General features: G+C 54.8%; 15 protein-coding genes and 1 tRNA gene. 12 read left to right on the forward strand and 4 right to left on the reverse strand.

Annotated elements, in window-relative coordinates; genetic code table 11:
• Positions 1–178: 178 nt before the first annotated feature.
• Positions 179–1207: an ROK family protein gene (locus AABZ39_15175; GenBank protein MEK6796121.1), complete on the reverse strand. Its 1029-nt coding sequence runs from the start codon at positions 1205–1207 to the stop codon at positions 179–181.
• Between the two features lie 86 nt (positions 1208–1293).
• Complete coding sequence (locus AABZ39_15180) at positions 1294–1485, reverse strand: hypothetical protein (GenBank protein MEK6796122.1); 192 nt, start codon at positions 1483–1485, stop codon at positions 1294–1296.
• A 71-nt stretch (positions 1486–1556) separates the two neighbouring features.
• Between AABZ39_15180 and AABZ39_15185 the strand changes: the two genes are divergently transcribed.
• Positions 1557–2447: an endonuclease/exonuclease/phosphatase family protein gene (locus tag AABZ39_15185; GenBank protein MEK6796123.1), complete on the forward strand. Its 891-nt coding sequence runs from the start codon at positions 1557–1559 to the stop codon at positions 2445–2447.
• 9 nt (positions 2448–2456) lie between these two features.
• Here AABZ39_15185 and AABZ39_15190 read toward each other — a convergent pair whose 3' ends face one another.
• Positions 2457–3047 carry a MarC family protein gene (locus AABZ39_15190; GenBank protein ID MEK6796124.1) on the reverse strand — a complete coding sequence of 197 codons (591 nt, stop codon included), beginning with the start codon at positions 3045–3047 and terminating at the stop codon, positions 2457–2459.
• 130 nt (positions 3048–3177) lie between these two features.
• On the opposite strand from AABZ39_15190, the gene AABZ39_15195 reads away from it, so the two are divergent.
• Both AABZ39_15195 and AABZ39_15200 read left to right on the forward strand, forming a co-directional pair.
• Positions 3178–4011, forward strand: a complete 834-nt coding sequence (locus AABZ39_15195; GenBank protein ID MEK6796125.1) for an AraC family transcriptional regulator — start codon at positions 3178–3180, stop codon at positions 4009–4011.
• A gap of 43 nt (positions 4012–4054) precedes the next feature.
• A tRNA-Thr gene (locus AABZ39_15200) sits at positions 4055–4127 on the forward strand.
• 158 nt (positions 4128–4285) lie between these two features.
• On the opposite strand, the gene AABZ39_15205 is transcribed toward AABZ39_15200, so the two are convergent.
• The gene (locus tag AABZ39_15205; GenBank protein MEK6796126.1) at positions 4286–5647 is read right to left on the reverse strand and encodes a sulfatase-like hydrolase/transferase; all 1362 of its coding nucleotides are present in this window, start codon (positions 5645–5647) and stop codon (positions 4286–4288) included.
• 137 nt (positions 5648–5784) lie between these two features.
• On the opposite strand from AABZ39_15205, the gene AABZ39_15210 reads away from it, so the two are divergent.
• The 9 genes from AABZ39_15210 (at position 5785) to AABZ39_15250 (ending at position 15249) form a co-directional block, all read left to right on the forward strand.
• Positions 5785–6579, forward strand: a complete 795-nt coding sequence (locus AABZ39_15210; protein ID MEK6796127.1) for an AraC family transcriptional regulator — start codon at positions 5785–5787, stop codon at positions 6577–6579.
• 74 nt (positions 6580–6653) lie between these two features.
• Positions 6654–7646: a LacI family DNA-binding transcriptional regulator gene (locus AABZ39_15215; protein MEK6796128.1), complete on the forward strand. Its 993-nt coding sequence runs from the start codon at positions 6654–6656 to the stop codon at positions 7644–7646.
• Between the two features lie 220 nt (positions 7647–7866).
• Complete coding sequence (locus AABZ39_15220) at positions 7867–9312, forward strand: L-fucose/L-arabinose isomerase family protein (protein ID MEK6796129.1); 1446 nt, start codon at positions 7867–7869, stop codon at positions 9310–9312.
• Positions 9303–10274: a class II fructose-bisphosphate aldolase gene (locus AABZ39_15225; protein MEK6796130.1), complete on the forward strand. Its 972-nt coding sequence runs from the start codon at positions 9303–9305 to the stop codon at positions 10272–10274. The genes AABZ39_15220 and AABZ39_15225 overlap by 10 nt, the downstream gene beginning before the upstream one ends.
• A gap of 51 nt (positions 10275–10325) precedes the next feature.
• Positions 10326–12482, forward strand: a complete 2157-nt coding sequence (locus AABZ39_15230) for a glycoside hydrolase family 36 protein (GenBank protein ID MEK6796131.1) — start codon at positions 10326–10328, stop codon at positions 12480–12482.
• 261 nt (positions 12483–12743) lie between these two features.
• Positions 12744–13448 carry an IspD/TarI family cytidylyltransferase gene (locus AABZ39_15235; protein MEK6796132.1) on the forward strand — a complete coding sequence of 235 codons (705 nt, stop codon included), beginning with the start codon at positions 12744–12746 and terminating at the stop codon, positions 13446–13448.
• Positions 13449–13490: 42 nt separating this feature from the next.
• Positions 13491–14243 carry a lysophospholipid acyltransferase family protein gene (locus AABZ39_15240; GenBank protein MEK6796133.1) on the forward strand — a complete coding sequence of 251 codons (753 nt, stop codon included), beginning with the start codon at positions 13491–13493 and terminating at the stop codon, positions 14241–14243.
• Positions 14240–14980 carry a 16S rRNA (cytidine(1402)-2'-O)-methyltransferase gene (gene rsmI / locus AABZ39_15245; GenBank protein MEK6796134.1) on the forward strand — a complete coding sequence of 247 codons (741 nt, stop codon included), beginning with the start codon at positions 14240–14242 and terminating at the stop codon, positions 14978–14980. Before AABZ39_15240 ends, rsmI begins: the two co-directional genes overlap by 4 nt.
• Complete coding sequence (locus AABZ39_15250; GenBank protein MEK6796135.1) at positions 14977–15249, forward strand: flagellar biosynthesis anti-sigma factor FlgM; 273 nt, start codon at positions 14977–14979, stop codon at positions 15247–15249. The genes rsmI and AABZ39_15250 overlap by 4 nt, the downstream gene beginning before the upstream one ends.
• Positions 15250–15296 lie beyond the last annotated feature (47 nt).

Genomic DNA, 15296 nt, shown 5'->3' on the forward strand with positions numbered 1-15296 from the left:
CCTCCTTGGAAAGGTGGACCGATTATACAGGCATCGAAAAAACAATTCAATCGCCGGACGCAGGCTGTCGCGAAAATATTGTTAACCGATCACCATACCGTCTTGAAAAAAACAACGTCATCAGGATCGCTGAGAAGGGTCATACCCACCTTGTTCTCTCTTTACGCGACGGCCTCGATCACCCATTCGATAACGACGCCATGCGCGCCAATTCCAGCGCCGCGATATCGCCGATCGCTTCCCCCAGCTGCGCCGGGACAATGCGGCATACCGCGCGCGAACGCGCGAGCGATTCGAGTGCAAGCGACTTCATCATCGACGGACGGATGAAGCGCTCACCGCGGGCGTACACACTGCCGATGACTATCGTATCGGGATTGAGAACATCGATGAGGATGGATAACCCGCGCCCGAGGAGCTCGCCTGATATCTCGAGCACCTTTTTCGCAAGAACATCCCCGCGGACGGCGGCCGCTGCGACATCCCTGGCCGTTATATCCGAAACGGGAACAGTGCCGAGTATCCCCGGATCGGCACCCCGCTGCGTGCGTTCAAGCACCCTGTCGCGCGCGAGCTGTGCTATCCCGCCGCCGCTGCAAAACCCTTCGAATGAACCGGCCTTGCCGTAACCGACGGGGCCGTGCTCTGCGAGCCGAATATGACCCGCCTCGCCAGCCATGCCGTTGGTACCGCCGTAGAGTGTTCCGTCGAGTATCAGCCCCGCCCCGAGACCGGTGCCGAAGGTGAGAAATATCATGTTCTTCGATCCGACACCCGCGCCATAACGATGCTCGGCGAGCGCACAGGCGTTCGCATCGTTCTCAAGGCGTACGGGCACGGCGAATTCTTTTTTCATGATATCGACGATGCGCACATTGTCCCATCCGGGGAGATTCGGCGGCGAGAGTATCACACCGCGGTCACTGTCGAGCGGACCGCCGGAACTGATGCCGATGCCTCTGCATGCAGCGCGGTCAACGCTGTGTTTCACGAGCATGGCCTGTACGGCGGATATGATACGGGCGATGGCCTTCTTCGGCCCCTTTGCGGCCTCGGTCGGGAACGCTGTTCTGTCAATGACGGTGATCTGAGCGGACGAACGCGTGCGTCCGCGAGAGGCTGTGAGCGGGGGATCCGCCGTACCGATGACGACGGCGCATTTCGTACCGCCGATATCGATGCCGATAAGTATTTTTTCACTGCTCATGGAACGCTCCCGCTATGATGCTTATAGTATCATCGATACGGGAAAATGTCTTTGCGCTATTTCCATGAATATTTACGTGAAATTGTCTATCGATGGATGATGATGAGCGCGTCGGCATTATAGGCGGGCATGCCGAACACGGTCTTTCCGTCGACGAACGATACCGGCATCGGCGCTTTGGTGAAGGCGCTCCATACGGTGTCGGCGAGGTAGAAATACGGTTTGCCGTTCCTGAGAATTCTATCCTTCGTCGGCGCTGCTGCATACGATGATGTCATCGGCGGCCCCCTGCTTTCTTTTTTATGCACAATACATATACTGAATGCATGTACGATAGTCCTGCGGAAATATGAATAAAAGCAACGGAAATCCGGCACGCCGTTCGGCAGCAGCTATCGAGACTTGTCGCATGCACCCCTCGATGCAGAGCTTCGTCATATCGTTCCTCTCAGCGGCGATGCTTGTTGCGGGAAGCAATGAGATGACCATCGGCGCTTTCAACATACAGATATTCGGCGATGCGAAATCGAAGAAAGCGGATGTCCTTGAGGTGCTCGCGGACATCGTAACGAATTTCGATGTCATCGCGGTGCAGGAAATACGCGACAGCTCCGGTGAGGCGATGCCGCGGCTCATGGAACGCGTGCATACGCGCGACACGCGCTACCGATACGTTATAAGCGACAGGCTCGGACGCTCGGTGAGCAAGGAGCAATATGCGTTCGTCTATCGCACGAACATCGTGCAATGCTCCGGCGCATCGGTATACCGCGATACGAACGATGTCTATGAACGCCCGCCGTATATCGGGCATTTTGCCGCTGGGATTTTCACCTTCACGCTCATCATCGTTCACACGAAGCCCACCGACGCGGAGCGCGAGATCGACGGGCTCATCCGTGTCATTGCCGGAACGACGCGTCACGCAACGAATAAGGACATCATCGTTCTCGGTGACCTGAACGCTGACGGGACGTATTTCAGCGAGAAGACGACAACCGGCATCCGGGATGAGCGCTTCTGCTGGTCAATAACCGACGACATGGATACGACCATAGCCGAAAGCGAACGCACGTATGACAGGATCATCTTCCTTAAAAAATATACCGTCGAGGACTGGAGCGGGAAGGCCGGCGTGTTCCGTTTTGATATTATCTATCGCCTCGCCATGCCGGCGAAGGAAGTGTCCGATCATTTTCCCGTATGGGCGAGATTCTTTACCGACAAAGATACGGATTAAGATCGCCTGTCAGAGGCCGAGATATCCTTTCACGCCGCCGAGGATGAATTGCGCTGCGAGCGCCGCGATGACAAGGCCGGTGAGCTTTGAGAGCACGGCAAGCCCGTTGACGCCGAGCACTTTCCGTATCGCCTCGGAAAGGAGACAGAATAAACCCGTAAGAAGCGCTGCCGCGAGTATTGCCGTGAGCGCAAGGAATTTATCCTGGAATGTCTCTAGTTCGGTGCTGTAGACCATGACGGCGCCGATGGTGCCGGGACCGACCGCTATCGGTATCGCAAGCGGCACTACCGATATTTCACCTTTGTTATCCTTTTTCGCGTCAGCGCCGCCGCGCACGAGCGATATCGCCGACAGTATGAGCAATACACCGGTGCCGACGCGGAACGAATCGAGCGTAATGCCGAACACATTGAAGATGACACCGCCGAACCAGAAGAGCACAAAACATATTGCAGCAATGGCGACGCCCATCTTTATCGCGGTGATACGACGGCGCGATGGTGTGAAACCATCGGTCATGGATATGAACGACGAGAGCACGAAGAACGGAGTGAGAAGGAAGAACATTTTGAGGAAGATATTGAACCACCACGGCATAGCAGGCTCCTTGTCGGAGCAGTATAGAACGATGCGCCCGCGCTGTCAATAAGCACTTGGGCGCACGTATGCATTCTGTATTTCACGCGCTGCGTTTGCATGAACGGCGCATGAGCGATATACTGAACGCATGATGCACGCCGACATCGACCGCCGCCTCACCGAAGAGGTGAAACGCATGTCATTTAAGCTTTCATCGGCCGGCAATGCAGTGCTCGATGCATCCTGGAACTGGAATGATTATTACCGTGAACGCACCGATGTCGCCCGCATCTGGGCGATACGCTCGGGCTCCATATCCGTAAAGGCCGCGACCGCGACGTATCAGCTCTCTGCCGGCAGGACCTATTTCATACCGGCCGGCATGCCCTTCACCGCCAGCGCGAAGCAGGTGAGCAAATTCTGGATCGACTTCAATGTTTTCGTGTTCGCCGCGGAAGAGGTAACGCTCTTCGTCCGCGAAAAGAGGATCATCCCCGTCTCCGCGCTTCCCCGATACGGGTCAGCAAAGGACGCATCTGTCACCGCTGTCGACGCGCTGTCGCTCTGGAGCGCCTCGGTCAATGCGGTCACATCGTATCTTGACCGCTGCCGCGCCAGCATCGATACCGACCGGCTTGCCGTGTTCGGGAAATACCGCGAACTTATCAGCTATATCCGTGAGCATCTCTCGATCAAGCTCTCGATACGGGAACTCTCTCGACGCGCGGGGGCATCGGACTACTATCTTTCGACACAGTTCAAGACGGATATGGGCATACGCCTCAAGCAGTATGTGGAAAAACTGGTGCTGGAAAAAAGCGTATCGCTCCTCCTCGGCTCGAACGAGTCGGTCAGATCTATCGCGCGCGCGCTCGGCTTCTCCAACGAGTACTACTTCTCGAATTTCTTCAAGAAACACGCACGCTTTTCTCCGATGCATTACCGCGAGCGGCATCTTCAGGAACGACGAACATCGGCTTGATATTAATTTTTTGCATGATATACTGCCTGCCGCTTCGGTTTTCGCCAACCTAGCTCAGTTGGTAGAGCAACGCATTCGTAATGCGTAGGTCGAGGGTTCGACCCCCTTGGTTGGCTAAGTACTGCATTGTTCATAGCGCGGCGAGCGCTACTTCTTTTTCCTGATAATACCGCGCTTTCGCCTCGTCCTCCGTGCGCAACGGCAGCGTGACAGCTGCTTTCTGCCAGGTATCAGCAATAGGTACGGGCGATAATTACTTTTTGCGGGCAAGAAATTAAGATTCCTTCATCCAAGGGGTATCCTTATGCCATTGACGCAGCGCCCTGTCGAGCACATGCACCGCCTGCGGCTGTTCATCCGTGCCGCATAAGTTCCGTATCTGATACGGGTCGCTCCGCATATCGTAGAACGACCGCGGCGAATCAGACAGCACACGCGTGTCCGCATACGGAAGATAATACATATGCGTCATCGACCGTATTTCCAGCCCGCCGCCGGTCTCCACTATCGCATAATCCCTCTGCGGCGAGAAGATGTCCTCTCCGTGAAAATGTCCGGGGATGGGGCATCCCGTTCGCGCGAGCAATGTCGGCGCAATATCGACAAGACTTGCGACATCCGACCGCACATCGCCGCCGCGCATGCAGCTGTCGGGACCGCGCATGATGAGCGGTATGCGTATCGATTCCTCGTTGGGGCCGCCTTTCTGTACAAGACCGTGGCTCCCGAGATTATCCCCGTGATCCGATGTGAACACCACGATAGTGTCCTCCGCAAGTCCGGTATCATCGAGCGCTGCAAGCACGCGCCCGAGGCAGTCGTCCACCCAGGATGTCAGACCGTAATAATCGGCGATAAGACGTCGCAGATCGTACTCCGGCGGAAGCGCTTCGGTGTACGGCAGATGCATGCTGTAATAGCGATAATCCCATCGATATACCTTGAACCAATGTTCCTGATCCTTGAGCGGTATCGATAGATTCACGTTCGGACGCAGCGGGATGTCCTTCGGATCATACATCGATAGATATTTCTCCGGGGCGTCGTTGAGCGGACAATGCGGCGGGGATATGCTGTAGTAAAGGAAGAACGGCTTTTCATGCTCCTCTCGCAGGAATGCCTCGACGCGCGATGCTTCATAGTCAACGCTGTACCCGGGCGGCGAAAATTCCGTTCCGCCATTCTCGGTAAAAAGCTGCCCCGAATGCGCATGATGTACACGCGGAATGAGCCAGTTGTCAAAACCGATATCATGCGGCCAGGAATGGATATGCCATTTACCGATAACGGAGGTCTGATATCCTACCCCGCGCAGCAATTCGGCGATTGTCGGCGACGGGAGATGGGGACGCCCGTTCACCGGATACTCGGGCATATTGTGATCGCCCTTCTGCCAGCTTGGATGGCTCACGTTCGCAACGCCGCCGGTACAGGTGCGATTATACTGACCGGAGAGCATTACCGAACGCGCGGCCATGCATACCGGATAATTCGTGACAGCCGTTTCAAAACGCACTCCCTCGGAGGCCAGTCTGTCCATATTGGGGGTGCGTATAACGGCGTTGCCGTAGCAGCCGACCTCGAACGCGCGGAGCTGATCGCACATGATAAGGACGATGTTTGGATGTTCAGCCATAGCGCTCCTGCCTTGCCGCGTATCGTAACGATAGCGCAGCGCTGCTCGCGGATGTGATACGTACTCACATCTACTATACCATGGATATCACTACCGGTGAATTGAAAATATGGAAAAAACATGTACTATCAGCTCATATGAAGTCCGTATCACTTACCGCCCCGTTCGATCGTAAGATCATATCAGCGCATCGCTTCGTCCGAAGCGATTTTTCCGACTGGCATATACCGCATATACCGCCGCAGCATATCCTCTATTTGCAGGTATCCGGTGAAAGACGGGTGTGCTGGGGAGACGAGATCATCCCTGTTGAGCCGGGGGACATCGTTCTCTTTGCGGCGAAGAACGAATTCGATAACCCCCTGCCATCGGCACCGTATGAAGCGGTCAGGATAACGTTCGCTGCGCTCCATGCCGACGGGACATCCCTCTCATCGAACGGTCTTATTCTCAACTGGCATACCCGGTCAAAGAATGTACGCCTTGCATCGTATTTCGAAGAGATAATGCTCGGTGCGGATGCTGCGGCTGACTCCGCCCGCAGGCGGCTGTCGCATCTCCTTGCCGTATTGCTTATCGATCTCTCGAGGGAATACACGTCCCCTGAGCGCCACTCCCGCATCGCATCCCTTCGGGAGAGCATCGATAGGGACCCCGGCGAACCAAGGACGGAGAGCTCGTGCGCAGAAGAGGCCAATATCAGCGTGAGCACGTTCAAGCGGCTCTTTCTCCGCGAATGCGGCATGTCGCTCAAGGAATATCAGCTGCGCCGCCGGATCAGCAATGCATCCGCCATGATAGCATCCTCGCCGAAGAAGACCTTCCACGAGATAGCGCTCTCGCTCGGGTTCTATGATGAATTCCATTTCTCGCGGATGTTCAAGAAGATCACCGGCATGCAGCCCAAGACCTATCGCAACACCGTACTGTGACCGATCGATCAGTCATCATCTGAGACTTGTCTCATACCTTTCATCATGCTATACTTAAAGTCATAATGATCACCATGGATGAGATCGCGCAAGAAGCGGGGCTTTCCCGCTACACCGTATCGAAGATATTGAACGGCGATACGACGGTAAAGGCAGCGAGCCGCGATGCGGTAATGGCCATATGCAAGCGCCACGGCTATATGCCCAACAATAATGCCGTCGGCCTCGTGAAAGGCAGAACGAACATAGTCGCGATGATAGTGCCGTATATAACCGATGACTTTTACAATGAGATGATAGAATTGACCGAAACGCTCATCGAAAGCAAAGGGTATCGTCTCATCTACAAATCATCCTATAACGATGCCACAAAAGAAGCGGAGATCATTCAGAGTTTTCTTGCATTGAAAGTATCGGCGCTCATCATCGTCCCGGTCGTTGATGGACCCAATGTACGCATACACACGCTTGCTGCGAAACACGTCCCTGTCATCTACATTGACCGCACCCTCAACAAACGCGGATACAGCGTACTCAATGACAATGAGGCAAGCGCTGCGGCAATGACCGAGCATCTCCTTGGAACGACGGAACGGGTAGCCTATCTCGGCAGCTTCTACGGCGATTCGAATCCAACATCACTCGCCCGAAAGAACGGCTATATCAGTACTATGGAAGAACATGCGCTGAGACCTGATATCATTGCATGCGATGCCAGCACGGAAAAACAGGATAATGAACGGTTCGGTTATGAGAACATGGCGCATTATCTCAGGAACGGCGGGCGCGCGGACGCGGTGTTCTGCGTGACGGATGCTGTCGCACTGGGCGCGATCAAAGCCGTTCGCGACAGCGGAAAGGTCCCCGGCAGGGACATACGCATCGCCGGGCATGACAATCTCAGGTTCACCGAATTCGTCTATCCCTCGATAACCACCATGAAACAGCCCATCGACCTCATGTGCCGTGCATCGGTAGCCATGGCCGATGATCTTATCCATGACCGTTTCCACGGCAAAAAGCAGCAGATCTTCACTTCTGAGCTGATAATCAGGGAATCTGCATAATAATTGCCGCGAAAATATAGAACAAGGGGTCATGACCCCTTGTTCTATTCGATCCTATCGCTTCTACACCGCAAACATACAGACGCCGTTGGGATTTGCCGTTTTCGCGGCGGTTTCCGTATACAATGCCATCGCCGAATTATTGTTATATTGCAGTTGACACGAGGCAACATCGTTAGTATATTATTATTGACACGTGACAATATAAAGAGGTGCCGATATGCATACCCCATTACGCCTCGGCTTCATGCCCACACGGAGACGCTTCTTTTCGCGCGAAGACTCCATGAAATACAAGACCATGATACTCAACAAAATCAGGGAATTATCCCCCTCGCTTGAGATAGTCGACCTGGAATGGCTCAACGAGGACGGCCTTATCCGCGATGCCGATGAATCCGCCAAGGTGGCACGCCATTTCATCGAGAAAGAAGTGGATGCCGTATTCTGCCCGCACTGCAATTTCGGCACGGAAGATGCCGTCACGCTCGCCGCGAAAAAGATCGGAAAGCCGGTACTCCTCTGGGGGCCGCGGGACGAAGCACCGAACGCTGCCGGTGAGCGCCTGCGAGATTCACAGTGCGGGCTCTTCGCGACATCGAAGGTGATGCAGCGATTCGGTGTACGCTTCACCTACATCGTCAATTCGCGTCTCGATACCCCTGTCTTTGAGAATGGTTTTCTCAATTTTCTCCGTGCGGCCAATGCGGTCAAACATTTCAAGGGAGCGCGCATCGGGCAGGTGTCGACACGGCCGCGCGATTTCTATTCCGTCATCGTCAACGAAGGCGAATTGATGGAGAAGTTCGGCGTACAGATAGTACCGGTGGACCTCAGTAAAATAATCGCCGAGGTCCGCTCCTCGCTCGCATCGAACGCAAAGGACATCGATACCGTTGCCGAAGCAATGCGCACCACAGCGGATTTCTCACGCATGGACAAAGAGCTCCCGAGGAAGCTCGCCGCGCTCAAGCTTGCCATACGTAAATGGAGCGATGCAGAAGGTCTCGGAGCGGTCGCCTTCCAATGCTGGGATGCGCTCCAGGAAGAGCTCAAGATATGCTCATGCTTCGCTCATGCCGAGCTCACCGACGAAGGCCTTCCCATAGCATGCGAGACGGATATTCACGGCGCATTGAGCTCACTCATGCTCCAGGCCTGCGATCATTTCGAACACCCGACATTCTTCGCCGACCTTACGATACGCCATCCTGAGAACGATAATGCCGAACTCCTCTGGCATTGCGGACCGTTCCCGGCAACGCTTGCGGAAGGCAAGCGGACGATCAACAGCCATTTCGTCCTGCCGAGCCATGCGGAAGGCGTATGCAACTGGAAGCTCAAGGATGGTCCTGTCACCGTCAGCCGTTTTGACGGCGTGAACGGAAAGTATTCGCTCTTCTGCGGCGAAGGGAAGACCGTGCCCGGCCCGTTCAATCAAGGAACATATACCTATCTCGAAGTGAATGACTGGCCGCTCTGGGAAGAAAAGCTCATCTACGGACCGTACATACATCACGTCTCCTGCGCATTCGGGAAATTCGCTCCCGCGCTCTCTGAAGCAGCGCGCCATATCGAGCATCTGGAATTCGATCCGGTAAGCCCCTCTCTCGGCGAGATACAGAAGGCACTTCGCGAGGGAACGGAGACCGTCACATGCCGATAGTCACCGAAAAAAAAACCGCGCAGAAGGTCATCGACAGCGTCATAGAAAAGAACGCATCGATGGCGATATTCTGCACCGCAAGCCATTGGAACACCGAGGCGATACTCCTTGCCGCGAAGAAGTTCTGCGACAAGTATCAGATCGAAAGCGTACCGCTCGCTGTCGCGATGACGTTCAACTATCCGCATATGCCGCAGGCGCAGCGCGTCACGCACAGTAAAAACGCCAAGCTCGGCTTTCAGAGCATCATGGACCATCTCCATCTCCTCTGCGAGAGCCCCGACTCCCCGTATCGGAACATCACGGTGCTCCCGCATCTCGATCATGCCGACCCCGAGCGCGACGAATGGGCGCTCACCGATGGCACGAAATACCTCGCGTCAGCCATGTTCGATGCGCAGCGGTATCCTTCGGGAAAGAACATCGATATGACACGCGAGTATGTACGGTCTTTCGGCAAGAAGATACTTGTCGAAGGCATCATGGAAGAGCTTGTCGTCGCCGATAAGCACGAAAAGAGCACCGGCTCATCCGACAATTATCTCGAACGGGCACGCGAGTATGTGAGATCGACCGGCATCGATTTCCTCGTCGCCGATCTGGGCACCGAACAGCAGTCATCGAAAAGCGATGCGCACTACATGAACGCGCGTGCAAAGGGACTTACCGCAGCGCTCGGCAGAAAAATGCTCGTACTTCACGGCACATCATCGCTCAACACGGAACAGATGCACGGACTCTCGGATGACGGCGTTGTGCGCGTGAACATGTGGACGAAGATCGCGCGCGAAGCAGGAAAATTCGCCGCCGCCGGTCTCTTTCAACGGGCAGAGTCTATCTCCAACAATGATTTCGAATCGATAGAGTCGAACCGATATATCATGGACTCCATCGACAAGGCTTCCGACATGATGCTCGATGTGCTTGAAGCGCTCAATTACGCGAACTTCGCCCGCTTGTAGATAGATCGAACAGCATGTAAAATAACAATGCACGGAGCAAAGGAGACATCGATGTACATCAATTACAAGGGTTATTCCGCCGAATACGACGAGGCATCGAACACGTTCTCCTGCTCATTCACACCCTCGGGCACATCACAGGAAATACGATTCATTACCAATGGAAAAGCATCGATACGAAGCTATACGGGCGAACGATTTTCCGTGTCTGATTATAAAAAGGTAGAATGCAAACAGAGCGTCGCCTTGAGCGGACGGACATTAAGCGTGATCTACGCCGACGGTCCCGCGTCCGTGCCGCGCGTTGAACTGCACTTCGCCCTCGAGGCATGCTCGCTGCAGATACGAACATTCACCCGCGCCATCGTCTGTGTCGAAGGCGATATTCTCTGGGGAGATGAACCTGAAACATCCACGTTCGGTGTGCGTCTGAACGCCGAGGATCACATCCTGCGCGCAGCGTGCGGCCCCGCGTTCTCGGTGCACGACAACGCCCTCTTCGACCGCACCGCCGACCGCGCCCTTGAGTTCAAAGCGACCGATCTGTTCCATGTCCGCTACGACTGGGGCTCGTCGCATTATCGCTTCGATTTTGAAAGCGGTCTCGATTTCGGACGCTCCTTCTCGTTCAAGATACATGAGAATTTCTGCAAGCGGAAATTCGCCATCCCCTACTCTCCGATCGATAAGCGCCACGGCTTTTCCACACCGCCCGTCGGCTGGATGACGTGGTATGCCGTTCAATTCAAAGCGAACGAAGAGATAGTCCTGAAGAACGCGCGTTCGCTCGCTTCGATATTCGGGAAGTATTCAGACAAGCTCTGCCTCTGGGTCGACTGGGAGTGGAATCACAGCGGATTTACCGGGCTCGGCGATGACGGCGTCGATACGTTCACGCCGCGAAAGGAGGCCTACCCGAACGGACTTGCGCCGGTGGCGAAAGAGATAGAAAAGCTCGGGCTCATCCCCGCGCTGTGGATAGGCGCAACGAATGACGGACGCGAGAACGATCTCCTCAGGAAAAACCCCGAATGGATACTGGCGCAGAAGCAGGTCTGGTGCGGACAATGGTGGATAGACCCGAGCCATCCCGATGTCGTTGAGAAATATATACCGGCAGTGTTCCGTCAGGTACTCGACTGGGGATACAAAGCGATAAAGTGGGATTGCCTCCCGGCGACATTGAGCGTCTGCGACGAGTTCCATTCGAAGTTCAAGGACCGAACGCTTTCCACCGACGCGGCAATGCGGAACGTGGTCAGGTCCGCAAGGAAAACGATAGGCCCTGACGTGTATATGCTCTCCTGTTCGGCAGAATCCGAACGCGATATCACCTTCGCCATGGATGAGTTCAGCGCATCGCGCATCGGCGGCGATATTTTCAGCTGGAGCGAATTCCTCTCGCACTCCATCGATCGTGTGCTGCACTTCTTCCCCCTGCATAACACCGCGTTCTACACCGACGGTGACAATGTCGTCCTTCGCGACGAGTTCAATACGCTTGCGCAGGCGCGTTCGCGCGTATCGTTCTACGGCCTCGCCGGACTTCCGGTGACCATAGGAGATGAATTTTCCGCGCTCGATGACGCGCGTATCGATATGCTCAAACGGATAATCCCTGTCGCAGATATTCATCCATCGGATATCCAGCAGAAAAAGCGTGCGGCAGGATATGTAACCGTTGATCTTGCCGTGTGCAGGGAATTCGGGAACTGGAATGTCGTAAGCATCATGAACACGAAGGATGAAACGCTTGAACTGAATCTGAGCCTCTTATCTGACTTTCACATCGATACCGGCAGCGGCCGGCGATTTGCCGTCTACGATTTCTGGAAAAAGGAACATATCGGCATCGTGGGGGACACACTCACTGTCGCGATAGCCCCGATGGATACCGCCGTGCTCCGCATAACTCCGATAGCCGATAATCCGGAGCTGATATCGACTTCTCGCCATATCACGCAGGGCGGCATCGATCTTACCGCGCTCGCATGGGATGCAAAGAAGAACATCCTGTCAGGGACATCGCGCTGCGTGGAGGGAGATGCGTATACGATCACCTGTCATGTACCGGAGGGATATGTGCTTTCCGGCGTCGACTGCAGCGAGAAGATAGCGCACCGGACCGACGGCGCCATTGCGGCGATCGATATCCATCCATCGAAAAGCGGCGGCGTGGATTGGAAGATTCAGTTTACGAAGCAGTAAGCGGCTATTGGTGAATAGCCATATTTCTGCATTGGTCGTTGTCAAATGTATATTCTTGTAATATACTACAGTCAATATGCAGCGAAAGCAGTTGATAGTAAAGGCGAATGTCTCTATTTGTGAAACATGAGGGTCGATGGGGCTCACCTTTCTGCAACCCGCGACTTAAGTCGCGGGTTGCAGAAAGGTGAGCGGCAGATCGATTGGAAAGAGTACGAATATAGAACGCACGAAAGAGTAATTTGACATGACGGTTTTCCCATGACATCTTTAAACGACAACGGCCTCATCCTTCTTATCGGCGGACGCTCGCGCCGCGCGAACCTCGATGTAAAAAAACAGTTCTACCCCGTGGACGGCGAGGCTCTTTTCATACATGCGATACGCTCGCTCTTTATCCTGCCGTTCAAGCACAGTGTACTCGTCGCCCCGGCGGAAGACCGTGAAACGGCGCTGAAACATCTGCAGAAAGCGAACATCGATATCCCTGTCGTGGACGGCGGGAATGAACGCGTCGATTCGGTGATGAACGGCATGCGCGCGCTGGCCTCCTCGGGGATAGGATATGTTTTCATTCACGACGGCGTACGCCCGCTCGTACCGAAAAGCGATCTTGAGCAGCTTGAGAAAGCGGTGCACATGCACGACGCGGCCATACTCGCCGCACCGGTGACCGACACGATAAAAGCCGTGAGAGAAGGGGTTATCACCGGTTCCCCCGAACGCTCGACGCTTTGGCGGGCGCTCACCCCGCAGGCATTCTCATACGAACGCTATATGACCGCGCTGAACGCATATCGCGCCGACGCATCGCGCATTCCGGCGACCGACGATGCCGCCGTCTATGCAGCCTACGCGGGTGACGTGCATATCGTTCCCGGCGACCCGTGCAATATCAAGGTCACCCATGCCGAGGACATCGAGATATTCCGAACATTGAAAAAAAACGTAAACAGTATAGGATAGCCACGCACCGTATCGCACGATTTTTTTCGCGAGGGTTCTATCATGTTGCGCACCGTCTTCGTCGTTCTCATCATGCTGCCGGGGACGATCACCGTTATCGGTCTGGAAACCGTCGTGGTGCTGCTGCTCCTCCCGTTCCGACGCTTCCGCAACGATGTGCTCCATCGCATCAATTGCACCTGGGGAAAGTTATTCTTCCTTATTTCAGGGTCATCCATTACCGTGGACGGACTTGAGAATTTTGACAGAAAAAAAGCACACATCATAATGATGAATCATCAGGGGGCATTCGATATCTTCCTTCTGTTCGCCGTGCTTCCCGGTCAATTCCGTTGGCTGTCGAAGGACACCTATTTCAAGATCCCCGTTCTTGGATGGTTCATGACGCTCTCAGGTTATGTCTCCATCGTCCGCGAAAAAAAGAAAAGCGCCTACGAGAGCATGCTTGCCGCCGGGGTGCGGCTCAAAGAGAACCGGAGCATCGCGATATTCCCCGAGGGGACGCGAAGCCATGACGGCGAGGTACAGCGTTTCAAGCCCGGCATTCTCATACTCACCGAGAATTATCCGGCAGTACCGATACTGCCGGTCGTCATACACGGGACAACACACATCATGAAAAAGGGTTCGTTCGCGATAAAGCCCTCGCATGTGCACGTGGAGATACTCCCGCCGTTCGATATCAATGCGGTGCACGGCGACCGCAACGCGAAGATATCAGCGCTCGAGCGCCTTATGCGCGACAAGCATGTGCATGTGAAATCAAAAGCGCATGCCCGGTCGAAACATCGATGACTCCGGGCCTCTATGTCGTCGCCACGCCCATCGGCAATCTGAAGGATATCACCTATCGCGCGGTGGAAACGCTCCGCGATGTATCGTTCATCGCCGCCGAGGACACACGGCGCACGATGATACTCCTCAATGCGTACGATATCAAAAAGGAGCTCATCTCCTATCACGGCCATTCGGACGAACGCCGCATGGAACGCATCATCGAACGCATGCAGGCGGGTGAATCCTGCGCGCTCGTGAGCGAGGCGGGCACGCCGGGCATAAGCGACCCCGGTGTGCGTCTCATCTCCAACGCGAGGGAAGCGAATATCCCCGTCATCCCGATACCCGGAGCGAGCGCTTTCGTCACCCTCCTTTCTGTCGCCGGCATACCGACGAACGGGGTTCTTTTCGTCGGCTTTCTCCCCCCGAAAAGCGGCTCCCGGAGGAATCGCCTGACCGAGCTCTGCACCGCTGAAAAAAAGGTCATCGTGCTCTACGAATCGGTGCACCGCATCACGGCGCTTGCCGCGGATATAGCCGCCGTATTCCCGCCGGAGACGCCGGTGGTCATCGGACGCGAGTTAACAAAACAATTCGAAACGATACGACGATTTTGTAGTAAAGATTTGCTTGATTATTCCGAAAATGGTAGTATAATTAAAGGAGAATTTACGCTTATTATTGACAATCGGGGAAAAGCGTTAAAGTCCCTTTCAGAAGACGCCGACAATGAAGGTGAAGGAGCAGTCGTATGACTATTGACAAAATTGGCACCGGTAACAATATCCAGCCGACACATCACATCCGGAAGGTCGAGAAACCGACCACGGTGCAGCAATCCGACCGTATCGATATATCCGCCGACAAGCGCGAGCGCGTCGAGCTTGAGAATATCGTCAAGGCAGCCCCGGATATCCGCGCCGACAAGGTGGCGGAGGCTAAGGCGAACCTCGAACGCTACATGAAGGACGACAAGGTGTTCGACGAGGTCGCACGGCGCGTCATACGCTCGCTTGTCGAATAGCTTCGACCGATACCACAGTGAACAGAAAGCGGCGACAGCGCCGCTTT

Source organism: Spirochaetota bacterium (genome assembly GCA_038043445.1).
Lineage (GTDB): Bacteria > Spirochaetota > Brachyspiria > Brachyspirales > JACRPF01 > JBBTBY01.